The 22,359-nt window shown below is 67.6% G+C and carries 16 protein-coding genes; 10 read left to right on the top strand and 6 right to left on the bottom strand.

Annotated elements, in window-relative coordinates; all coding sequences use genetic code 11:
- Nucleotides 1-10 precede the first annotated feature (10 nt).
- Nucleotides 11-1,339 carry an MFS transporter gene (locus tag N5C88_RS14395; protein ID WP_059379807.1) on the bottom strand — a complete coding sequence of 443 codons (1,329 nt, stop codon included), beginning with the start codon at nt 1,337-1,339 and terminating at the stop codon, nt 11-13.
- 22 nt (nt 1,340-1,361) lie between these two features.
- Nucleotides 1,362-2,306 (bottom strand): alpha/beta hydrolase, encoded by a 945-nt coding sequence (locus tag N5C88_RS14400; RefSeq protein WP_280015562.1) that lies wholly within the window; start codon nt 2,304-2,306, stop codon nt 1,362-1,364.
- A gap of 161 nt (nt 2,307-2,467) precedes the next feature.
- On the opposite strand from N5C88_RS14400, the gene N5C88_RS14405 reads away from it, so the two are divergent.
- Entirely contained in the window at nt 2,468-3,370 is a 903-nt protein-coding gene (locus N5C88_RS14405) for a LysR family transcriptional regulator (RefSeq protein ID WP_059379806.1), read from the top strand.
- A gap of 45 nt (nt 3,371-3,415) precedes the next feature.
- Here the strand turns inward: N5C88_RS14405 and N5C88_RS14410 are convergent, their stop codons facing one another.
- Nucleotides 3,416-4,093 carry a hydrolase gene (locus N5C88_RS14410; protein WP_054454449.1) on the bottom strand — a complete coding sequence of 226 codons (678 nt, stop codon included), beginning with the start codon at nt 4,091-4,093 and terminating at the stop codon, nt 3,416-3,418.
- A gap of 143 nt (nt 4,094-4,236) precedes the next feature.
- Between N5C88_RS14410 and N5C88_RS14415 the strand changes: the two genes are divergently transcribed.
- From N5C88_RS14415 to N5C88_RS14430, 4 genes are all read left to right on the top strand, one after another.
- Nucleotides 4,237-5,142: a LysR family transcriptional regulator gene (locus tag N5C88_RS14415; protein ID WP_280015563.1), complete on the top strand. Its 906-nt coding sequence runs from the start codon at nt 4,237-4,239 to the stop codon at nt 5,140-5,142.
- Between the two features lie 135 nt (nt 5,143-5,277).
- Nucleotides 5,278-6,669 carry an alginate export family protein gene (locus N5C88_RS14420; RefSeq protein ID WP_280015564.1) on the top strand — a complete coding sequence of 464 codons (1,392 nt, stop codon included), beginning with the start codon at nt 5,278-5,280 and terminating at the stop codon, nt 6,667-6,669.
- A 26-nt stretch (nt 6,670-6,695) separates the two neighbouring features.
- Complete coding sequence (locus N5C88_RS14425; RefSeq protein ID WP_280015565.1) at nt 6,696-8,384, top strand: amidohydrolase; 1,689 nt, start codon at nt 6,696-6,698, stop codon at nt 8,382-8,384.
- Between the two features lie 253 nt (nt 8,385-8,637).
- Nucleotides 8,638-10,110, top strand: coding sequence for a hypothetical protein (locus N5C88_RS14430; protein ID WP_280015566.1), 1,473 nt, complete (start codon nt 8,638-8,640; stop codon nt 10,108-10,110).
- 43 nt (nt 10,111-10,153) lie between these two features.
- Here the strand turns inward: N5C88_RS14430 and N5C88_RS14435 are convergent, their stop codons facing one another.
- Complete coding sequence (locus N5C88_RS14435; RefSeq protein WP_280015567.1) at nt 10,154-11,392, bottom strand: EAL domain-containing response regulator; 1,239 nt, start codon at nt 11,390-11,392, stop codon at nt 10,154-10,156.
- Nucleotides 11,393-11,585: 193 nt separating this feature from the next.
- On the opposite strand from N5C88_RS14435, the gene N5C88_RS14440 reads away from it, so the two are divergent.
- Nucleotides 11,586-14,627: a response regulator gene (locus N5C88_RS14440; protein WP_280015568.1), complete on the top strand. Its 3,042-nt coding sequence runs from the start codon at nt 11,586-11,588 to the stop codon at nt 14,625-14,627.
- Between the two features lie 132 nt (nt 14,628-14,759).
- Entirely contained in the window at nt 14,760-15,458 is a 699-nt protein-coding gene (locus tag N5C88_RS14445) for a response regulator (RefSeq protein WP_347881395.1), read from the top strand.
- 18 nt (nt 15,459-15,476) lie between these two features.
- On the opposite strand, the gene N5C88_RS14450 is transcribed toward N5C88_RS14445, so the two are convergent.
- Together N5C88_RS14450 and N5C88_RS14455 are read right to left on the bottom strand one after the other, a co-directional pair.
- The gene (locus N5C88_RS14450) at nt 15,477-16,187 is read right to left on the bottom strand and encodes a response regulator transcription factor (protein ID WP_059379756.1); all 711 of its coding nucleotides are present in this window, start codon (nt 16,185-16,187) and stop codon (nt 15,477-15,479) included.
- A 102-nt stretch (nt 16,188-16,289) separates the two neighbouring features.
- Entirely contained in the window at nt 16,290-16,466 is a 177-nt protein-coding gene (locus N5C88_RS14455) for a hypothetical protein (protein ID WP_280015569.1), read from the bottom strand.
- Nucleotides 16,467-17,008: 542 nt separating this feature from the next.
- Here N5C88_RS14455 and N5C88_RS14460 point away from each other — a divergent pair.
- From N5C88_RS14460 to N5C88_RS14470, 3 genes are all read left to right on the top strand, one after another.
- A complete protein-coding gene (locus tag N5C88_RS14460) occupies nt 17,009-20,047 on the top strand; it encodes a sensor histidine kinase (protein ID WP_280015570.1) in 3,039 nt (1,012 codons plus the stop codon).
- 122 nt (nt 20,048-20,169) lie between these two features.
- On the top strand, nt 20,170-21,189 hold the full coding sequence (locus N5C88_RS14465; RefSeq protein WP_280015572.1) for a histone deacetylase family protein: 1,020 nt from the start codon (nt 20,170-20,172) through the stop codon (nt 21,187-21,189).
- A gap of 262 nt (nt 21,190-21,451) precedes the next feature.
- Nucleotides 21,452-22,186, top strand: a complete 735-nt coding sequence (locus N5C88_RS14470; RefSeq protein WP_059379752.1) for a FadR/GntR family transcriptional regulator — start codon at nt 21,452-21,454, stop codon at nt 22,184-22,186.
- Nucleotides 22,187-22,359: the final 173 nt, after the last annotated feature.

The following is a 22,359-nucleotide window of genomic DNA, read 5'->3' on the forward strand; positions in this document are numbered from 1 at the left end:
AGATTGAAGTTCAGTTGAATGCCGCGCGCTTGGCGGCCTTGTTGGCGGCATTGCCGGATTCATCGCCCGGCAACCGGATGTCGTTGAGGTCCATGCCCGCGGTTTCCTTGATGAGGAAGGCGCCGGCAAAGGCCATCAGCCCCAACGCCCCCACATAGGCCGTGTAGACCCATTCCAGCCCCTGGGCGCCCAACCAGGCATTGATATAGGGCGCGGTGCCGCCGAAGATCGCGACCGACAGCGAAGAAATGAAGCCCACCCCCATGGCGCGCGCGCCGGTAGGCACCTGCTCGGCCACCACGGCCGGGAAGATCGCCGCCAGCAGCGCCCAGACCAGCAGCCCTATCAGTTGGCCCACGAACAGCGTCCAGGGCTGGTCGGTCACGATGTGCGACACCGGGAACACTGCCAGCGCCACGCCCAGGCCAAAGGCCATCACGATGGGCTTGCGGCCGTAGCGGTCCGCCATCCAGCCGCAGACGGGCAGCCACAACAGGCACACCAACTGCGCGATCAGGCTGGCCGTGTAGGCGCCCGCCGGATCCATGCCCTTGGTCGCGATGGCCGTGGCCGGCGCGAAGGTGACCCAGGTGTAGTAAGTGGCGTTGGACGCCGCGGCGATCATCACGATGTTGCGCGCAATCTTCAAGGCCTGGCGCGCCGACACCTTCTGCGCGCCGCCCTGCTCCGCGCTGTGTTCGAAGACCTCGCTTTCGCTCGCGCTGCGGCGCAGGAACAGCGCGTAGACGCCCAACAGCGCCCCCACGCCAAAGCCCACGCGCCAGCCCCAGGCTTCCATCGCGGGCTTGCCCAGCCAGGACGTCAGCAAGGCGGCCAGCGCGGTCGCGGCCATGACGCCGATGGTCACGCTGACGAACACCGAACTCGACCACAGCCCGCGCCGCGCCGGCGGCGCGATTTCGGCAACGTAGGTATAGGCCACGCCGGACTCGCCGCCATGCGCCAATCCCTGCATCAGGCGGCAAATGAAGAGCAATACCGAAGCCAGCACCCCGGCCTGCTCATAGGTGGGCAGCAGCGCGATCGCCAGGCTGGTCAGGGCCAGCAGGCACATGGTCAGGACCAGCGTGAACTTGCGGCCGTAGCGGTCGCCGATGCGGCCGAACAGCCAGCCGCCGATCGGCCGCGCCAGGAATCCCCCCGCGAACACGGCCAGCGTGGCCAGCAGCGCCGAGCCGCGGTCGGACGGGTCGAACAGGTTCATGGCCAGATAGGCCGAGAACGTGCCGTACAGGGTCCAGTCGAACCATTCCAGGGCATTGCCCACCGCCGCCGCGCGCAGCGAAGCCTGGCGGCGTTGGCGGTCCTGTGTCTCCATCATTATTGTCGTCGTCATGTTCTTATCCGTGCTGGTCTTGGCCGAGGTGCCGCGCGAACCAGTTGGCCGCGGCGCTGCTGGTGCGTTCGAAATGTTCCGTGTAGACCGAGTAATGGCCGCCGGGCAGCAGCAGCAATTCCTTGGGCTGATGGGCCGCGTTGAAAGCGTCCTGCTGCAGATCGGCAGGCGTCAGGCCGTCGCCGGCGGCGACGATCATCAGGAGCGGCGTGGGCGCGATGCGGCGCACATACATGCCGGGCTCATAGGTGCGGGCCAGTTCCAGTGACCGCAGCGTGACTTCATTGACCCAGCTCGGGCAGCGGCGCGCTTCGCCCGTCATGTAGTTGTAGGAGTCCGGGCCCGGATACGCGACCGGCGCGTCGGGATCGGCATCGACCATGCGCAGCGTCGCCGGCGGCTGGCCCGCGTCGCGGGCCTCGCGGTCGGCTTCGAACGCGGCCTGCAGCGCCTGCGCCTTGTCGTAGCGCACGCGCCGTTGCGCCGCCGAGAACCCGCTGGTGGTGGGAACCTGGCTGACCACGCACTTGACGCGCCGGTCGATGGCGGCAACCGTCAGCGCATGGCCGCCGCTGTAGCTGCTGCCCCAGATGCCGATACGCTCGCGGTCCACTTCCGGACGCCGGCGCAGATAGGAAATCGCCGAGCGGAAGTCTTGAATCTGCCGCTGCGGATCGATCTCCTGGCGCGGCATGCCCTCGCTGCGGCCGAGATTGCGGAAGTCGAAGGTCAGCGCGGCCAGGCCGCGGGCCACCACCGCGGCCGCGTACTCTTCCAGGTCGCCCCCCGCGACCATGGACCAGCCGTGCGCGAGCGCGACCGCGCCCACCGGGCCGCTGGCCTGCTCGGGCCGGTAGAAGGTGCCGCGGACCAGATCTCCTTCGACCAGGAATTCAATCGGCTCTGCCGATCCTTTTAGGCCTGTTCGTTCTGGCACAGATGAACTCATGCCTGTCTCCTTATCGCCCATCAATGGGCTAAGCTTGTATGAACAGGTCGAATTCTGCCCATCGGGCCTGGAGCGAACAAGCGCTATTATTCACGCCATCAATCGTTAATTCCGATTGATATAAGAATGACCACTACGCGCGCGCAATGCGCCCCGAAGCCATGGATCTACGCCAATTCGATTGTTTTCTGGCCGTCGCCGACAAGCTGCATTTCGGCCGCGCGGCGGAAGCGCTGCACATGAGCCAGTCCTCCGTATCGGAAGCGGTCAAGGCGCTGGAAAAGACGCTGGGCGCCCCCTTGTTCGAGCGCAGCAGCCGCCGGGTGGCGCTGACGCCGCTGGGCGTAACCCTGCAACTGGGCGCGGGACCCGCCGTGGTCATGCTGAAAGCCGCGCTGGACGACTGCAAACGCCAGGCTGCGGGCAAGCCGCGCCATCTGCGCATCGGTTTCCTGGGCGGCGGCTTCTACGAGCTATACCGTCCGCTGGTCTCGGAGTTCAAGGCGGCGCATCCCAACGTGGAACTGGAGTTCGTGGAACTGACCTATGTCACCCACTACGCGGCGGTCGCGGACGGCTCGGTCGACATCGCGTTCTGCCGTTTGCCGCTGGGCGCGGACGGCCTGTGCCATGGGCCCATCGTGCTGCGGGACCAGCGCATGCTGTGCGTCCCGCTGGATCATCCGTTTGCCGCGGCGACCCTGCTGGACCCCGAGCTGCTGGCCGAGGAACGGCTGGTGCGCATGGTGCCGGGATCGGTCAACCAGGAATGGCAGGACTATCACTTTCCGCGCCATACGCCCAAGGGCAAGCCCATCGGCGACGGCCCGGTGGTGCGCACGATCCGCGAAGGCATTGCGGCGGTGAACACGCGTGTGGGCCTGCTGATGCTGACCAAGCGCGCCGCCAGTTACTACGCGACGCCAGAGATCGCCTTCGTGGAGATAGACCTGCCCGCCATGCCCTCGGCCCTGGTCAGGCGGGTGGACGACCACCGGCCCATCCTTCAGGACCTGGAAGCCTTGCTGCTGCGCATCGCAGAGCGGCATGGCGTGGCGGCCTGATCCGGGCGGCTTGCGGCCGGATCAGGCCGCCGAGGCGCAAACGCATCAGCGCTGCGAATCCAGCACTTCGTTGTTCTTCACCACTTCCTGCGCCTTGGAGTAGCTTTCGATCAGCAATTGGTAGGCCGGGAACACCTTGGTATAGACCTCGGCCCACTGCATGGCGTCTTCGCGGTTCCAGGTCTTCTGCAGCTCCGAGGCCACGGCGGCGGTGTCCATCGGCACCACGCCGGCCTGCACCACGCGCGCCAGCGTGATTTCCTGGGCCATCTTGGTGTACGTGCCGGAGGCGTCGATCACCGCGAACACCTTGTAGCCGTCGGCGACCGCGCTGATGGCGGGGAACGCCATGCACACGCTGGTGATCGTGCCGGCAATGATGAGCGTCTTGCGGCCGGTGGCCTTCACGGCGGCAACGAACTCGGGATTATCCCAGGCGTTGATCTCGCCCTTGCGCGCAATGTATTGCGCATGCGGGGCGTTGGCGTGGATCTCCGGAATCAGCGGACCGTTCGGGCCTTGCGGCACGGAAGCCGTGGTGATGACGGGCATCTTGGCCAGCGTGGCCATCGACGCCAAGGCGCCAGCGCGGGCGCGCAGTTCCGGCATGGGCATGTCGCCCACGGTCTGGAACAGGCCGCTCTGGTGGTCGATCAGCAGCATGACGGCGTCGTCGGCGTCGATGACAGGACGTTGGCCATTGAAGTTGGCGGGTGCGGACATGGTGTACTCCTAATTTGGAAGGTCGACGGCTTGTGGCCGAATCAGAAGCCTTATGGCTGCACAAATATTAAAAATGGAACAAAATTAGCGGAAGACCCATTTTTTGCTTTCAGCGTTCTATTTTTTGAACCAAAAGGGATGCCATGCAGGATCTCAACGACCTCTTCTATTTCGTGCAGACCGTCGAGCACCAGGGCTTTGCACCCGCGGGACGCGCGCTCGGCATGCCCAAGTCCCGCCTCAGCCGCAGGCTGGCCCTGCTGGAAGAGCGCCTGGGGGTGCGGCTGATCCAGCGCTCCACCCGGCACTTCATGGTCACGGACATCGGCCAGACCTACTACGAGCGCTGCAAGGCCATGCTGGCCGAAGCGGAAGCTGCGCAGGAAGTGATCGACGCGGCCCAGGTCGAACCGCGCGGCGTGGTCAAGCTGACCTGCCCGATCGCCCTGCTGCATACCCATGTGGGCGGCATGCTCGCCGACTTCATGATCAAGTACCCGCGCGTGGTGATACAGCTGGAAGCCACCAACCGCCGCGTTGACGTGCTGGGCGAAGCCGTGGACGTGGCGATCCGCGTGCGGCCGCCTCCGCTGGAGGACAGCGAACTGGTCATGCGCGTGCTGTCGGATCGCGGCCAGAGCCTGGTGGCCAGCCCTGCCCTGACGGCGCTATGCGGCCAACCGGCGACCCCGGACGACCTGGGCGCCTGGCCCAGCCTGGCGCTGGGCTCGCCCAACCAGGCCTATCGCCTGGAGCTGTACAAGCAGGACGGCCAGCAGGCCACGGTCTCGCTCGCCCCCAGGATGATCACCACCGACATGATCGCCTTGCGCAACGCGGCGGTGGCGGGCGTGGGCGTGGTGCAGCTGCCCACCATGATGGTGCGGGAGCAGCTGCAGGCGGGACAGCTGGTCCGGCTGCTGCCGGACTGGGCCCCGCGCCGCGAGCTGATACACGCGGTGTTCCCATCCCGGCGCGGCCTGCTGTCGTCGGTCAGGGCCTTGGTGGATTATCTGGCGGAGCGCTTCGGGAAGTTGCAGGAGGACTAGGCCCCAGCGTTCCGTTTTCAGGACAGCCAGGACGAAAAATGGCGACTACCGACGCCATTGTCCTTACTTTATCTTGCCGCCTGGTTTCTTTTACCGCTGTCGACGCCCGCATGCGCCGGCTGCAGCCCAGGCAACTTGAACTTCCACAGATTCGCAATCCTTCCGCTGGCCGCGCTGGCATTCGGCGCCGCGCAGGCCGCCGAACCCGCGCTGCCGCCCATCGATCCCTGGCGTTATACCGAGGACTACAGCTACCTGGACGACCCCGCCAAACGCACCGGCGCCTGGGGCGAAGCCGGCAAGTGGATCCGGCTGGGCGACTCCTCCGCGCTGACCCTGGGCGCCGAGCTGCGCGCCCGCTATGAGCGCTACCGCAACAACGAATTCGGCGACGCGACCCTGCCCGACGAGGGCTACCAGCTCTACCGTTTCCTGCCCTATGCCGACCTGCGGCTGGGCCGGCAGGTGCGCGCCTTCGGCCAGTTGAACCTGACCCATGCCGAGCGCGACGCCGGCTCCATCGGACCGCCCGACGACACCGGCAGCGACGTGCTGCAGGCTTTCGTCGACATCTCCCTTGCCGGCGACGCCGGAACCTGGACTGCGCGCGCGGGCCGCCAGGTCATGGCCTACGGCAGCGAACGGCTGATCTCGGCGCGCTACGGCCCCAACGTGTTGCGCTCGTTCGACGGCGGCGCGCTCAGCTGGGCAGGCCAGGGGCTACGCGTGGACGGCTTCCTGGTGCGCCCGGTGCGCAACGATCCCGACGATTTCAGCGACCGCGCCGACTCGCAGCGCAGGCTCGGCGGCCTTTACGGCACCTGGTCCGCGCCCGGCGGCCGGGCCGACACCGGCCTGGATGCCTACCTGCTGTCCTTGTCCAGCGACTCGGCCAGCTACAACCAGGGCAGCGGTCCTGAAACCCGCAATGCGTTGGGCGCACGCTACTTCGGCAAGCGCGCCTCCTGGCGCTGGGACCTGGAAGCGGTCTACCAATACGGCAGCTTCGCCGGCGCGCCGGCGCGGGCCTGGTCGCTCGCCAGCGATGTGAGCTACACCTTCCGCGGCGCGCCGCTGCAGCCGCGCCTGGGGCTGAAAGCCAACATCATCAGCGGCGACCGCAATCCCGACGATCCCAAGCTCCAGACCTTTGCCGTCTTCTTCCCCAAGGGCAAGTACTTCGGCGAAGCGGGCCTGATCGGCCCTTCCAACCTCATCAATCTGCATCCCTCGCTCACGCTGGACCTGGGCTCTGGCTGGACGCTGGGCACCGCGGCGGTCTTCTATTGGCGTCAGAGCCTGCAGGACGGCGTGTACGGCGTGTCCGGCAATCTGCTGCGCCCGGCCGGCGCCAGCCGCTCGCGCTACATCGGCACGCAGGCCGACGTGGTGCTGGGCTGGGAAGTGTCGCGCCACCTGAGTTTCGAAGCGGCCTACTCGGTGTTCCGGCCTGGAAGCTTCATCCGCGATACGGGCCGCGCCGAAACCGTCCATTTTTTTGGCCTGGAAGCGCTATGGCGCTACTGAACATCCTTGACGACCGGAGACTACACATGAAAAGAACCACGGCGCTCGTCCTCGCATTGGCAGCCGCGCTGCCCTGCGCCGCCCACAGCCGCGACGCCGACCTGGTGCTGCGCAACGGCCAGATCATCACCATGGACCCCGCCGCGCCGCGCGCCACGGCACTCGCGATCCAGGGCGAACGCATCGTCGCGGTGGGCGGGGACGGCGATGTCGAGCAACACGTCGGACCTGCCACGCGCCAATTGGATCTGCAAGGCCGTACGGTGATACCCGGCCTCATCGACACCCATATCCACGCCATCCGCGGCGGCCAGACCTATGCGTTCGAAACCTACTGGTATGACGCGCCCAGCCTGGCGGACGCGCTGGGCCGGCTGGCGCGCGACGCCGCGCAACGTCCGCGCGACCATTGGGTCGCGGTGGTCGGATCCTGGCATCCGCGGCAATTCCTCGAGCGCCGCGCGCCCACGCGCGCCGACCTGGACCAGGCGGTTCCCGGGCATCCCGCCTATGTCCAATACCTGTACGACTACGCCCTGCTCAACAGCCGCGGCATCGAAGCCCTGGGCCTGGACGCCCCGCAGCCGCCGGAACTGCACGGCATCACGGTCGAGCGCGACGCGCAAGGCCGCGCCACCGGCAGGCTGCTGGGCGGCATCGGCCCGTTCAACGCGCTGTTCGCCCGCCTCAGCCATACCGCCGACCGTCCCGCCGGACTGCAAGCCTTTCTGCGCGCCATGAACGCGCGCGGGTTGACCGGCTTCATCGATCCGTCGGCTGGCGCCGCTGAAGCCTACGAGCCGCTCTACGCGCTGCGTGACCGCGGCGAACTCACCGTGCGTGCGGGCTACCGGATCTCGGCCCTGCGCGCAGGCGGCGAGGCGCAATGGTTCCGCGACATCATGGCCTTCCGCCCGCCGCGCCATGACGACGGCAAGCTCGCGTTCCTGGGATTGGGCGAAAACCTGGTGTCCGCCATGAACGACGGCGTGCGCATGGGACCGGGATTCAAGCCGCCGGCCGAAGCGCGCCAGGAACTCGCCCGCATCGCCCGCTACGCGGCCGAACGCCGCATCCCGCTGGAGATCCACGCCTACACCGACGATGCCGCCAGCGCGATTCTCGATGTGTTCGAGGAAGTCGGCCGCGACCACGACCTGCGTCCGCTGCGCTGGTCGATCGCGCACCTGAACACCGGCTCGCGCCGCACGCTGGAACGCATGGCGCGCCTGGGGCTGGCCTACACGGTGCAGATGGGTCCGTACTTCGAGGGCGAGGCGATACGCGCGGCCAATCCCAAGGGAACGGAGCAGCATTCGCCGCCAGTGCGCACGGCGCTGGACCTGGGCCTGCCGGTCGCGGGCGGCACCGATTCCACCCGCATCGGCGTGGCCGGGGTCTGGCAGGCGGTGGAGTACCACGTGCAGGGGCGCGCCATCGGCGCCACGGTGCTGCGCGAGCCCGGCGCCTTGCTCACGCGGGAGGAAGCGCTGGCGCTCTACACCCGCCAGGCCGCCTGGCTGGCGTTCGACGAAGACGACCGCGGTCAACTGAACGCCGGCAAGCTGGCCGACCTGGCAGTGCTGGACCAGCCGTACCTGACGATGCCGGCGGACCAGATCCACGCCATCAATTCGGTGCTCACGCTGCTGGGCGGCAAGCCGGTGCATGACGCCGGGGTGTTGCCGGCGCCGCCGGCCAAGGCGGTCCGATAAAGAACCTCGTTGGCGCGCGAACTGGTGGCGCAGCAGCGCTGGCCCCACGCCAGACTGGACTGCTGAACCTGCCGCCGCAGGTGGCGGCATTTTGTCATCGTCTTGAGTTCCGAACGCAGGACGCAGCGTACGGTCGCCGCCACTTCCAAAAGACCCTGCGATCGGGCAGGCATGACCTGCCGCCGCCGGCCTCTCGGCATACACTGCTACGCGCCATGCCAGTCCCGGACCCCGCCATGCCGACGCTCAATCCATGATGTACCTACTGTGGTCGTTACCCGCCCTGGCCGTCATCGGCGCCATCGCCAGCGGACGCCTGACCACCACCGCCGCCGCCGTGCTGGGCCTGCTGGCTGCCGTGCCCATCGCCCTGTATGCGGCGCCAGCATCCTTCGGCGCCGGGCAGCTCGGGCTGGCGCTGGAACGCGGCCTCTGGATAGGCTGGATCATCACGCCGTACATTCTGGGCGGGCTGCTGTTCTGGAACATGGCGGCGCAAGGACGCGCGCCGCACGCGGCGGCGGACGGCGCCAAAGCCGCATTGGCCCATCCCCTGGCGCGCCGCCGGCTGCTGTTCTTTGCCTGTTTCCTGGTCGGCCCTTTCGCCGAATCGGCCACCGGCTTCGGCGTGGGCATGCTGGGTACGGTGCTGCTGATCCGGCCTTTGGATTTGAAGCCACGCGAAACCATGGTGTTCGCGCTGCTGAGCCAGACCCTGATCCCCTGGGGCGCCATGGGCAGCGGCACGCTGCTGGCTTCGGCCTACGCGCGCGTCCCGGCGTCGCAGCTGGCGCTGTACGGCATGGTGCCGGTCGCCTTGCTGACGGTATTGTGGATGCTGCTGTATTGGCGCACCGCCAGGCGCGCGGGCTTGCGGGCCGAACCCGCGGAGCATGTGCGCGAAGCCGTCTGGATGATCGCGAGCCTGGGCGCCCTGAGCGCGGCGACGGCGCTGCTGGGGCCGGAAACCGCGCTGCTGTCGGCCTACGGCCCGCTCATCGTGCTGCGCTTCCTGCTGGACCGCCGGCCGGACCGGCCCCGGATGATGGCAGCGGCGCGCAAGGCGCTGCCCTATATCCTGATGATTGCGTGGCTGGTGGCCACGCGCTTGCTGCCAGGCCTGAACGGCGGCCTGGCCGGACTGGCTGCGTTCAAGCCATTTCCGGACCTGCCCAGCTGGATGCCGCTGCTGCATGCCGGCAGCTGGCTGATCGCGGGCGCCGTGCTCATGGCCGCCTTCTGCCGCCAGCGCGACCTGCTCGCGGCACAGGCGCGCGCGGCCTGGACCACGGGACGGCACGCGGTTTACTCCGTGTTCCTGTTCGCCATGATGGCCGAAGTCCTGGCCGGCGCCGGCATCTCGCAAGCGTATGCCGACGGCCTGTTCGCCGGCCTGCAGGACTGGACCCTATTGATCACGCCGCTGCTGGCCGGCGTGTTCGGCATCCTGGCCAACAGCGGCAATGCGCCCAACAGCCTGTTCATGCCCGCGCAGCTGTCGCTGGCCTTGAATGCGGGCCTGAGCGTGCCGGCCGCGGCAGCGCTGCTGCATGTGTCGGGCACGTCGATGGGGATTTTTTCACCCGTGCGAATGTCGATCGCGGCCGGCCTGGCGCATGGGCGCGGCGAAGAGCGCGGCGTGTATGTGCAGCTGTTGCCCTATGCGCTGGCGGCGTTCGGACTGCTGCTGTGCCTGGCGGTACTGGTGGTGCTGACCGGCGCCTGATCGCGATCCGCGACTAGCCCGCGATGTACGGTGCGCGCCGGCTTCAGGCGCGTGCGTACATCCGCAGGATTCCATGTCCGATCACGCCCTGGCTGAGCGCATACTGGTTGAATGCGCCCAGCGGCATCGGCCTGCCATGGAAGTACCCTTGCGTGACCTGCGCCCCCAATGCGCACACCATGTCGTATTCCTCCTGGGTTTCGATGCCTTCGGCCACCACCGTCATGTCCAGCGACCGCGCCATCTCCACGGTGCAGGCCAGGACGTCCTGGGCGTGTCGATGGCGGCCCGCACGGGAGATCAGGTCGCGATCTATCTTCAGTTCGTCGAAAGGCGCGCACAGCAGCCGGTCGAGCGAGGAATCGCCGGTGCCGAAGTCGTCGATCGCGCAACTGAAGCCGCGCAGGCGCAGTTGCGTGACGGCCCCAGCCAACGCCCCATTGGAACGGGCGCCTCCGTCCTCGGTGATCTCGATGACGATGCGGCTCGGATCCACGCCGGCGAACTCGGCGCGGTCGGCCACGTCCTGCGCCCAGCAGATGGAACTTGCAACGGTCGCCGGCACGTTGATGCTGATGACGCAATCGGGCCGGTTGCCGAGTTCGCGCAGCGCCTCGAAGGCGCGCGCCAGCATGTAGTCGGTCAGCGATCCGAGCAAGCCGGCTGACTCGAAAGCCGGCAGGAACGCGGCCGGAGGAATCATCGTGCCGTCGTCGGCGACCCAGCGAGCCAGCATTTCGGCGCCGCGCAGCTCGCCCGTCGAGGCGCAATGCTGCGGCTGGAAGTATGCGGTGATCTCGCGCTGCGCCAGGGCGCGGCGCAGGCGTTCGGCGTCCAGGCCGGCCAGCGCCACGCTGCTGCTCTGCGCCGCGGCGCGCAGCGTCGCCGCGCCATCGGCCAGCGCCGTCCGGGCCAGGGATTCGATCATTGCAATCAGGCAGGCCGCTTCCAGCGGCTTGCCCAGCGCGGCAATGATGGGCAGGCCGCGATTCCTGGCGTAGGCCGCCGCGGCCTGCAGGATCCGGGACGGATGGCTGCTGGCGATCGCGATGCCGCCGCAGTCGCCGGCCTCGGCCAGCGCGTCGATCATCTGCAGCCCGGTGCGGTCCGTCATGTCGAGGTCGACGATGACCAGATCCCACTGCCGCTGCTGGATCGCCGCCACGGCCGACGCGCCGTCGTGCGCCACCTCCACCTCGGGCACGCCGATCTTGCCCAGCATCCGCGTCAGCGCGGAGCGTTGGAGTTCGTCTTGATCGACAACCAGGGCGGATTTGAGCATGATGTTCCTCATGAACGGCGGGCCCATGGCGCTGCGGCAAGGCGCCTGCAGGCGGGAGGCCAGGCAGCGAACTGCCGACGAATTCATTGTTCCACCCGCGGCCGGGAACGGAAATCAGCCGAGTCCTATTTTCCGTTTTTGGCCTGATTGGCTCTATCATGGCGTCACCCATCCCGGCGGAGCCGAACCCAGCATGGCCGCGCACCCCCAAGACGTCCAAGAGTCCGACACCGCCGGCCGGCCATCACGCAGCGCCATCAGCATCCTGAACCGCTACCAGCGCGCCCTGCTGTACGTGGGCGGCGCCGTGACCACCCTGGTGCTGCTGGCCGTCGCCGGCGTCATGGTGTTCTCGCAGGCCAGGGATTACGTCGCGGAACGCTACGCCGGCTTTGTGGTGCGCAAGGCGCTGCTGCAGACGGCGCTGGGCGTGCGCGAGGGAGCCTTCCGCATCGGTCTGTCCCACGAGGAATACGCCTGGCCCGGACGCGCGTCGGAGGCCGCGCCCGAGCTGGTGCAAGCCTTCGCGCGGCAGCACGGACGCATGGAGTTCCAGCGCAATCCCAACTTCCCGCCGGTGGTGGCCTTGGCCGACATCGAACCCGGCCGGCCCGCGGCGGCCTATCTACCCTACCTGCATCTGACCGACGAGATCAGCTATTCGGCCGCGGCCTATGCCAAGGCGCTCTCGGTCAGCGGCTTCTTCTACAGCCCCGATCGCAGCTTCCTCGGCGTGGGTCCCATGTCCGAGACCATGGACCCGCTCACGCTGGTGGGCGCGAAAGACGTCCCGGAACTGATCCGGACGATCGCCCCGGATCTGGGCGACCTGGACTCGCCCGAGGTCCGGCAACGCCTGATGGCGGCGGGCGGACCTCGCTGGCTGCCGCCGGCCATCGACCCGCTGACGCGCAAGCTGTCCCTGCGGCTGTACCAGGCAGCCAGCAGCGAGGGCCGGATATTCGCCATTTTCGTCGCGATCTACCCTGCCGATGCCCTGAACGCCTATCTGACGACAACGCGCTACGAAGAAGCGGCCCTGATCGTCGACAAGGACGGACGCCAGCTCCTGCCGACGGACATGGACGCGCAGGATCCGCAGCTCACCGCCCGGATCCTGGACGCGGCGCGGTCGGCTCCGTCCGCGCCGGCGGATCTGCGCTATCGCGATGGCCTCTTCATCCTGGGCGAACAGGTCTCGGAATCCGGCTGGAACCTGATCTATGCATTTTCCTGGCGCACCATCGTCGCCGACCTGTGGCCGCGGCTGGCGAGCTATGCGGTCGCTACGCTGCTGATGGTGGCGTTCGTCTGGGGCGTGCTGCTGTTGCTCGACCGCAAGGTCTTCAAGCCCGGCTATGCCCGCTCCCAACGCATCTTCGAAAGCGAAAACCTGAACCGCACCATGGTCGCCACCGCGCCCTCGGGGCTCGCCCTGCTGTCGCTGAACACCGGCGAAGTGCTGCTGCAGAACGAGGTCATGCAGGACTACGCCGCCAGCGGCGCGCCCGGCGGCCCGCCCCTGCATTCGCGCCTGCTCGCCCAGTATCACGACGCTTCGGAAGCGGCCGGCTGGCACGCCGGCCTGGAACTCGCCTACCCGCGCGCCGACGGCAGCCGCAGCGATCTGCTGGTAAGCGCGGTGCGCACCAAATATCAGGGCGTGGAGGTATTGCTCTGCAACTTCACCGACATCACCGCCCGCAAGCAGCTCGAGCAAAAACTGGAAGAGGCCCGCGTCGCGGCAGACACGGCGAACCAGGCAAAGTCCGCCTTCCTGGCCACCATGAGCCATGAGATCCGCACGCCGCTCAACGCCATCCTGGGCAATCTCGAACTGCTGGAGCGCTCCGGCCTCTCGGCGCCGCAGAGCGAGCGCCTGCGCGCCGTCACCTCGTCCTCGGCGACCTTGCTGGACATCATCAACGACATTCTGGATTTCTCCAAGGTCGAGTCCGGCCAGATGAGCGTGGAGTCCATTCCGTTCGACTTGGCCGAGGTGGCCCGCCAGGTCATCGCCGTCTTCACGCCGGCCGCGCAGGCCAAGGGGCTGGAGCTGGACTGCAGCATCGACGACGGCCTGGCGCCGCGCTATCTGGGCGACCCGACGCGCATCCGCCAAATCATGTTCAACCTGGTCGGCAATGCCATCAAATTCACCTCCCGCGGCGATGTGCTCCTTGAGGTCTACCGCCAGGATGACAACGCCCCCGACACGCCGATCGTGATCGGCGTCAGCGACACGGGCATCGGCATGACGCCAGCGCAGCAGGCCACGCTGTTCCGGCCGTTCACCCAGGCGGATTCCTCCATCGCCCGGCGCTATGGCGGCACCGGGCTAGGCCTGGCGCTGTGCGGCCGGTTGGCGGCGCTGATGCGCGGCGGCATTGCCGTCACCAGCGCGCCACAGCAAGGCAGCACGTTCCTCGTGACCCTGCCCCTGCGCGCCGCGCCCGCTGAAGTCCAGGAAGCCCCTGCCGCCGATGACGCCGCGGCCTGGCATCAGGACCAGCCCATCACCGCACGCATCCTGGTGGCGGACGACAATCCCGCCAATCGGGAACTGATGAAGATGCAGCTCGAAACGCTGGGCTACCAGACAGACCTCGCCGCGGACGGCAGCGCCGCCCTCGGACGCTACATGGAGCAAGCCTACGATCTGGTGATCACGGACGTGAACATGCCAGGCATGGACGGCTACGCCGTGGCTCGCTGCCTGCGCGCGCAGGGCGCGCAGGTGCCCATCATCGCCTACACCGCCCACGTCGGCGCGCAGGAACACCAGCAATGCCGCGATGCCGGCATTGACGCGGTGCTGGTCAAGCCGCTGCTGCTGGGCAAGCTGGACGCGGCGATCCGGCGCCTGCTGCGTCCAGGCGCAGCGCCTGCCGCCGGCCCGCGCGCCCGGGACGAAATCGCGCAAGGCCCGCTGCCCGCACGCGTGCATGAGGCTCTGGTCCTGTCATTGCGGCAATCGCTCGCGGCCATCCGCAAGGAACTCGCCGCGATCCGCGCCGGCAATGATTCCCAGGAGACCGAGGCGGGCGCGCATCTGCACTCCTTGCGCGGAGCCTGCGCCATGATTCACGAGACGGCGCTCGCCGACCTGTGCGCGCAAATGGAAGAGCTGGCTCGCAGCCGGCGCACCGGAGCCCTGGCCGACGCCCTGGATGCCTTCGAACCCCTGGCAGAGGCGGCGCTGACAAGGCGCAAACCCCGCGACTCGGAAAAATAGGCTTAGTCCTATCCCGAACGGGCCCGCAATCGGACCTGGCTGCTTATCCGCCAGCGCGCGCGCCCATAAAGTCTGTGCTGCGCCGCCTCGACGCGCCTGGCGGCCACGCCAGCTTTGCTCCTACCCTGTTCCATGATGAAGCCACTCAATCTACGCGTCATGGTCGCCGACGACCATCCCGCCGTACGCGCCGGCGTGCAGCACACGCTGGCTGCCAGCAGCACCGTATCCGTGATCGGCGCGGCCCGCGACTCCTCAGAACTGATGGAGATGCTGGGCCGGCATCCGTGCGAAGTCCTGATCTCCGACTACTCCATGCCCGGCGGGCGGTTCGGCGACGGCATCACGCTGTTCGGCTTGATCCGCCAGCGCTACCCTGCCCTGAAGATCGTGGTGCTGACCATGCTGGAAAGCCCGGGCATCGTGCATTCGCTCTTGAACCTCGGCATCCCCGCCGTCCTCAGCAAGTCCGATTCGCTGAATCATCTATTGCCGGCGATACATGGCGCCCATGCCAACGGCCGCTATCTTTCGCCGCGGATCTCCGAGCTGGCAAACGCCCTGGACCGCGGCGACTACGGCATCCACATGCTGACCCGGCGCGAGCTGGAAGTGGTGCGCCTGTTCGTGTCCGGCCTGACGATCAATGAAATCGCCGAGCGCCTGCACCGCAGCAAGAAGACCATCAGCACGCAGAAAGGCACAGCCATGCTCAAGCTGGGATTGGAGCGCGACATTGAACTGCTGCGTTACGGGATCGAATCGGGGCTGATAAGCGCCAGCCCTTCCTCCGGCCCTGCCGGCGCAACCCAGGAAGCCGCGTCGGCGTAAGCCCAGCGCGCCCGGGCCTCAGCCCGGCGTGCCTGAATCCTGCTGTTGCCCAGCCGGCGCGGATTCCTCGGCCAGCGTGGCGGTCAGGCCGTTCTCCATTGCATACCGGAACAGGTCGACCTCGCGCTCGATGCCGAGCTTTTCCATGGCCTTGGCTTTCTGGGTGCTGATGGTCTTCTTGCTGCGGTGCAGGCGCTCGGCGATTTCGTTGATGGTGAGGCCCGAGGCATACAGCCGCACGACCTCTGATTCGCGCTGGCTCAGCACGCTTTCGGCATTGCGCCCGCGCCGGTTCCAGTCTATGCCCTGGATCACCTTGTTGGCGCTGGGCGAGTAGTACTTCCCGCCGGTGTGGGCGGCGTGGATGGCCGGGATCAGATGCGCCAGCGCGTCGGACTTGCTGACAATGCCGCCTATGCCGAGCGTCACCAGCGTGTGCATGACCGCGGCATTGTCCAGCATGGTCAGCACCACCAGCTTCAGCTGCGGATAACGCCGCTGCAGCAAGCCGAACAGCGAAGCCCCATCGCCGAAATCGCCGGCGGGCATGGAGTAGTCGGACACCACCACATCGCAAGGAACGCGATCCAGCAGCGCGACCAGTTCGGTGGAGTTGGCCGCCGCGCCCACCAGCGAAATCGTAGCCACCTCGGCCAGCGCGTGCTGCACGCCCGCCACCATGCCGGGATGGTCGTCCGCCAGCATCACCTTGATCTTGAATTCGTCCATGCCCGAGTCTCTAGGGACTGTTCGCCTGAAAAGGAGCCTTTGCGCAAGGTCCCGGGCCGGCGCTCATTGGCCGGCCCGATAGATAAGTCTTCGCGGCCGAGGCTAGTCGTAGGCCAGCGTGACGATGGCCCTGGCCGGCCCCGCGGCAGGATGCGACCGGCTCGCTGTCAGCGCCAGCGCGCCGCCGCCCGCAGGCAGATGACAGGCCGCGGCCGGCTGCATGCGCACGCCCGGGCAAGCCAAGCCGTACGACGCCGAATCCAGGTTCCGCAGGCTCACGGTCGCGCTGCTGCGTTCGACCCGGGCGCCCTGGAACCGCAGAGCGGCTCCCTCCGGCGCCTGCCGCAGATCGCGCGTAAACGAAGCTGCGGACACTCCCCCTGTGAACGTGATGGTTCCCGATGCGGCATGAGCCGCCATGGGTATCACACCCGCCGCCAACACGCCTGCCATGACCATACGAACAGAAACCCTCGCAGGATGCCTCATGTCAACTCCTCAACAATTGCGGCAGGGGCGCCGCAAATTCTTCCTTGCAGTCCCGACAAGGGCCGCCGGCCGTCGCGAGCCCGGACCAGGCCGCGCATGCCGGCGCTGGATGGGCGTGGCGGTCCGCAGCCTGCCCCCAGTCCTGCCCTATGCCGAATTCATAAGCCCAGTCCTAGTTCATTGGGCTTGGATATAGGGCTAGTCTGAATACTGCAAAACAAATGCAAATATAGCCCTGAAAACGGATTGCAAGCCGGGTTTTCATGGGATTCTTCGCGTCTGCATCAAGCGCGCCACACGTCCACGCGCGCGACCCATACCGAAAGACCGATATGCCTAACTCCACCGCCATGGCCAGCCTTGGCGATACGCAAGACCTGCTCAGCGCGGGGATGCAACACGACCGGGAACTCAGCCTCCTCGCCCGCTATCACTCCGTGATGCTGTTCGGCGGCGGCATGGTGCTGTCCGTTCTGATCGTGCTTGCGGCCTGTCTGGTCCTGTACAACGCGGCGCATGCCGCCATCGCCAGGCTGCACACGGAACTCGCCGCGCACCAGTCTCTCGTGAGCCTGGATCTCGAAGGCAAGCAGACCGCCATGCGGCGCGGCGTCATCAATGCCGAACTGCTATGGCAAGCGCGGCCCGCCCCCACGCCTGAAAATGAAGCCGCGTTGCGCGCCGGCCATGGCCGGGTCCGATTGCAGGCCAGCGCCGGGCTTACGCCCATTCTGGCGGTGGCCGACACCGGCGCGGCATCGGCCGCCGACGAACACGCCCGCTACCTCGGCATGCTGGAACTGCAGGCCTATACGGCGACCGCCAGCCAACAGGAAAGAAAATCGCCGCTGATGGCATATGGATACAGCCCCGACCTGCGCTTCCTGGCCTTGATGCCCGCGCCGCGCCTGGATTTTCCGCAACTGCTGGAGCGCGTCGGCGCCTCGGACACCGCTGGCCTCATCAGCCGCCTGTCCTATGACCTGGCCGTCTTGAAGGATCCGGACGCGGCCGCGCTATGGGCCTCTACGCGCCGCATCCTGTGGCAAGCGCCAGCGGTCAACCCGTTGACCGGGCAGAACGTGATCAAGCTGGTCGAACCCGCATTCGACGGCCTGCAGCCGTTCATGATCTTCGTGAGCGACTATCCGGTCGGCGCCTTGGCCGCGCGCCTGGACGCGATCCCGGACGGCACCGCCGTGGCGCTGGTGGATGGCGACGGCCGCATCCTGCTTGAGACCGACCGCGGGCGGCCCATCGCTCACTCCTATGGACCGGTGCGCACGGCGCTGGCGTCCGGCTCCTGGAAGCCCACTGCGACGGAGCCGCGGACGCGCTACCAGCATGGCGTCTTCAACGTCAGCGGCCCGCTGCTGGACACCGGCTGGACCCTGGTGTACGCCTACTCCTGGCGCACCGTCGTCGCCGCGCTCCTGCCCAGCCTGGCGCTGTACCTGACCGTGACCATCCTGCTGCTCAGCACGCTCTGGGCACTGTTGCTGTGGTTCCACCGCAAGGCGCTGGTCCCTGTGTACCGCCGCTCGCAGCACGTGTTCGAAAGCGAGCACATGAATCGCTCCATCATCGCATCGGCGCAGTTCGGCGTGGGCCTGGTCTCGTGCGCGAGCGGCGAGGCGCTGCTGCAGAACGCGATGATGGAGCGCTACGCCGCCCGGGCCGCGGCCGGCGTGTCGCTGCACGGCTTGCTGCGCGACTGTCATGCCCGCGGCGACCGCGACGCCTGGGTCCAGCGCGACCAAGAAGTCACCCTGAAGCTGGACGACGGCCGCGAGTGCGACCTGCTGGTCAATATCGTCAAGACGCGCTACCACGGCGACGACGTGCTGCTGTGCAGTTTCTCGGACGCGACGGCGCGCAAGGACATCGAGAGGCGGCGCGATGACGCGAGGATCGCCGCCATCGATGCGGCGCGCGCCAAGTCCGTGTTCCTGGCGACCATGAGCCACGAAATCCGCACGCCCTTGAACCTGGTGCTGGGCCATCTGGAACTGCTGGACCGGGATCCGAACGCCGTGGGCCAGGGCGGGCGCCTGCGCACCGTGCGCGAGGCCTCGCGCGCGCTGGTCGATCTGATCAATGACATCCTGGACGTGTCGCGGATGGAGTCCGGGCAGATGACGATCGAGCGCATACCGTTCGATCTGGCGCAGATCGCCGCCCAGGTCGTAGCCATGTTCGAACCCGCCGCCCGCGCCAAGGGGCTGCGGCTGTCGTTCAAGCCCCACAGCGGGCTGGCGCAGTCCTATGCCGGCGCTCCGACCCGCATACGCCAGGTCCTGGTGAACCTGGTGGGCAATGCCGTCAAATTCACCGAGGCCGGCGAAGTGGAAATCACCGCGACGCCTGGCCGTGGCCTGGCCGGCGGAACCGGCGTGCAGCTGCGCGTGCGCGACACCGGAATCGGCATGACCACCGAGCAGGCGGCCCGCGTGTTCACCCTGTATGCGCAGACCGACGGGTCGATCAGCCGCCGTTACGGCGGCACCGGATTGGGATTGCCGATCAGCAAGAAGCTGGTCGTAATGATGGACGGGACGCTGTCCGTCGCCTGCTCAGTCGGGAAAGGCAGCGTCTTCAGCGTGGCATTGCCGCTGCAAGCCTGCCCACAAACGGCTGACGCGGCGCCACTATCCGCCGGCCCGGTCGGCCCGCCCGCCACGGCCGCGTCTTGCGGACTGGCGCGCGACATCCGCGTGCTGGTGGTGGACGACCACCCCGCCAACCGCGAGCTGATCCTGGACCAGCTCGCCGCTCTGGGCATCGCCGCCGATGCCGCCGAAGGCGCGGCGGCCGCGATGCGCTGGGTCAGAATGCGCCGCTACGACATGGTGCTGACGGATATCTCCATGCCGGAGATCAACGGCTACGCCCTGGCGCAGTTCCTGCGAGCGCGCGGCCCCGCACTCCCTGTCGTGGCAGTGACGGCGCACGTGGAACCCGACGAATTGCACAGCAGCGCCGCGGACTTTGACGCGATATTGCTCAAGCCCTTGTCGCTACGGGCGCTGCAACGCACGATACGCGAACACATTCCGCAGGCCCGGCTAGGCGACGAATCCCTTGCCTTCACCGACCCGGCGACACTGCCGCCGGAACCCGCCGTGCTGGCCGCGCTGGACTCCAGCCTGGGCGCCTCGCTGGCGGCGATCCGCGAAGCGCTGACGCGCGCGGACTTCAAAAGCGTGCGCGAACAATGCCACTCGATCCGGGGCGCCTTTTCCATGATAGGCAAGACCGCCGTGGCCGACCTCTGCATGCAGATGCGACAGTATGCCTCGGCGCAGGACCGCCAGAAACTCGAGGAACATCTGCTCAGCCTGGAGACCGCCGCGCGCGCTGCCTTGCGCTGAATCCAGGGTGTTGCCGATTGTCCTGCGGGCCGCAGCCACGTATAACGTCGTCTTGGCCGCCTGCCCGGGAGACGACAGCCCCGGCCGGCGTGGCGTCAACCCGCAACCAGGTGTCATCCCGCATGAAGGCATACTTCCACGACGACCAGAAACTGCACCATCCGCAGACCTATTTCTCGCGCGGCAAGATGCGCACGCCCCAGGAAGTGCCCTCGCGCCTGGACGCGTTGGCCGAGGCCGCGCGCAAGCTGGGCTTTGAGGTGCAGGCGCCGCCCGACCAGGGCGCGGGCGCGATTTCGGCGGTGCACACGCTGGACTACCTGCGCTTTCTGCAAGGAGCGCACGCCGCCTGGAAGCAACTGCCCGACGATTGGGGCGACGAGGTCGTCTCCAACGTCTTCGTGCGCGAACCCAACGCCCTGCGCGGCGTGCTGGCCCAGGCCGCGCGCTACCTGGCCGACGGCAGCTGCCCGGTCGGCCAGCACACCTGGCACTCGGCCTACTGGTCGGCGCAATGCGCCATCGCCGGCGCCGATGCGCTGTTGGCTGGCGAGCGCCACGCCTACGCCATCTGCCGCCCGCCCGGCCACCATGCCCGGCGCGACGCGGCCGGCGGCTTCTGCTACCTGAACAATGCCGCCATCGCCGCGCAGCGCCTGGCCTCGCGCTTTCCGCGCGTGGCGATCCTGGACACCGACATGCACCACGGCCAGGGCATCCAGGAGATCTTCTACGAGCGCAGCGACGTGCTGTACGTGTCCATCCACGGCGATCCCGAGAACTTCTACCCTGTCGTCGCCGGCTACGAAGACGAGCGCGGCGCCGGCGCGGGCTACGGCTACAACATCAACCTGCCCATGCCGCATGGGTCTCCGGAATCGGTGTTCTTCGACAAGCTGGCCCAGGCGCGCCGCGCCATCGAATTGTTCCAGCCCGACGCCCTGGTGCTGTCGCTGGGCTTCGACATCTTCGAGAAGGACCCGCAAGCCATGGTCGCGGTCAGCGAAAACGGCTTTGAACGCCTGGGCCGGGAAGTCGGCGGCCTTGCGCTGCCCACCCTGATCGTGCAGGAAGGCGGCTACTACATCGAAGGCCTGGAGTCGAACGCCGCGCGCTTCTTCGGCGGACTGGCTGCCGCCTGATCGCGCACCGCGCCGGCGTCCCGCCGCGGACGCCGGCCGCAAACCCGCGGGCGCGGCGCAAATGCCGCGCTAGTGGTTTTCCCTAAAAATGGAAAAGCCCGGTTCACAAGCCGGAGCGCCTCCGGTACATTTCGTCCAGTGGCCTGACCACTGGGCCACCAGATATCCAGACCCTCCCGGAGATTCCCCGGGGGCGCCATGCAAGACAAGCCCGGGCAGACCCATTACCCTCTACATCCCGACCATCCACCCGAACGCAACAATGACCTCTCTCCAGGCCGTCGCCTCCACCCGCCTCTACCGCATGATTGCCGACCAGATCGCCGCGCGCATCAAGGCGGGCGACTTCCCTGCGGGCGGGCGGCTGCCGGCCGAGCGTGAACTGGCCGAGCAGTTGCAGGTCAGCCGCGCCTCGGTGCGCGAAGCGCTGATCGCGCTGGAAATCGAAGGTTATGTGGAGGTCCGGGTAGGCACGGGCGTATTCGTGAACCAGGCGCGCGAAGACGGCCAGTACCAGTCGCCGCAACAAGCGCCGGCAGCCGCCAACGGCGTCGAAGCGACCGACATCGGCCCCTTCGACCTGCTGGAAACCCGCCTGCTGCTGGAACCCGAGTGCGCGGCCCTGGCGGCACAGAAGGCATCGCCGGCCCAGATCGCGGCGATCCGCGCGGCGCACGAAGGCATGTCCCTGACCGAATCCCCCAGCGTGCACGACCGCGCCTTCCACAGCGCGATCGGCGCGGCCTGCGGCAACGCGGCGCTGGCGGCGGCAATTTCCCATATCTGGCACCTGAGCACGCTCAGCCCGGTATTCAACCGTCTTGAAGAGCACTTCGTGACCACCAAGGTGTGGAGCGAAGCCCAGCAGGAACACGAACGCATCCTCGCGGCCATTTCCGACCGCGATCCCATCCGCGCGCGCCACGCCATGCACGACCATCTGGTCGGCATCCTGGCCCGCCTGCGGGAAGACTTCGGCAGCGCTGGGATCCGATGATTTGATGAACGCCTGAATCCCGGCCTGACGCCCAGGCCCCTTTCCCTACCGACCCGTGCAAGCACCGCCGGCGCAGAACGCGCCGCCTGCGGCAAGGGGAGCGGCTTGCCCGCCGATACGCAAACAGCAGTTCCGCAGCACCCTCAGTACCCGTAAGTCCCATACCTAAAACA

Source organism: Achromobacter sp. GD03932 (genome assembly GCF_029839485.1).
Taxonomy (GTDB): domain Bacteria; phylum Pseudomonadota; class Gammaproteobacteria; order Burkholderiales; family Burkholderiaceae_B; genus Achromobacter; species Achromobacter bronchisepticus_A.

What these genes read in the sequence shown, in the direction of transcription:
- N5C88_RS14395 (WP_059379807.1), bottom strand. Translation starts at nt 1,339, where the DNA reads ATGGAGACACAGGACCGCCAACGCCGCCAGGCTTCGCTGCGCGCGGCG.
- N5C88_RS14400 (WP_280015562.1), bottom strand. Translation starts at nt 2,306, where the DNA reads ATGAGTTCATCTGTGCCAGAACGAACAGGCCTAAAAGGATCGGCAGAG.
- N5C88_RS14405 (WP_059379806.1), top strand. Translation starts at nt 2,468, where the DNA reads ATGGATCTACGCCAATTCGATTGTTTTCTGGCCGTCGCCGACAAGCTG.
- N5C88_RS14410 (WP_054454449.1), bottom strand. Translation starts at nt 4,093, where the DNA reads ATGTCCGCACCCGCCAACTTCAATGGCCAACGTCCTGTCATCGACGCC.
- N5C88_RS14415 (WP_280015563.1), top strand. Translation starts at nt 4,237, where the DNA reads ATGCAGGATCTCAACGACCTCTTCTATTTCGTGCAGACCGTCGAGCAC.
- N5C88_RS14425 (WP_280015565.1), top strand. Translation starts at nt 6,696, where the DNA reads ATGAAAAGAACCACGGCGCTCGTCCTCGCATTGGCAGCCGCGCTGCCC.
- N5C88_RS14430 (WP_280015566.1), top strand. Translation starts at nt 8,638, where the DNA reads ATGATGTACCTACTGTGGTCGTTACCCGCCCTGGCCGTCATCGGCGCC.
- N5C88_RS14435 (WP_280015567.1), bottom strand. Translation starts at nt 11,392, where the DNA reads ATGCTCAAATCCGCCCTGGTTGTCGATCAAGACGAACTCCAACGCTCC.
- N5C88_RS14440 (WP_280015568.1), top strand. Translation starts at nt 11,586, where the DNA reads ATGGCCGCGCACCCCCAAGACGTCCAAGAGTCCGACACCGCCGGCCGG.
- N5C88_RS14445 (WP_347881395.1), top strand. Translation starts at nt 14,760, where the DNA reads ATGATGAAGCCACTCAATCTACGCGTCATGGTCGCCGACGACCATCCC.
- N5C88_RS14450 (WP_059379756.1), bottom strand. Translation starts at nt 16,187, where the DNA reads ATGGACGAATTCAAGATCAAGGTGATGCTGGCGGACGACCATCCCGGC.
- N5C88_RS14460 (WP_280015570.1), top strand. Translation starts at nt 17,009, where the DNA reads ATGCCTAACTCCACCGCCATGGCCAGCCTTGGCGATACGCAAGACCTG.
- N5C88_RS14465 (WP_280015572.1), top strand. Translation starts at nt 20,170, where the DNA reads ATGAAGGCATACTTCCACGACGACCAGAAACTGCACCATCCGCAGACC.
- N5C88_RS14470 (WP_059379752.1), top strand. Translation starts at nt 21,452, where the DNA reads ATGACCTCTCTCCAGGCCGTCGCCTCCACCCGCCTCTACCGCATGATT.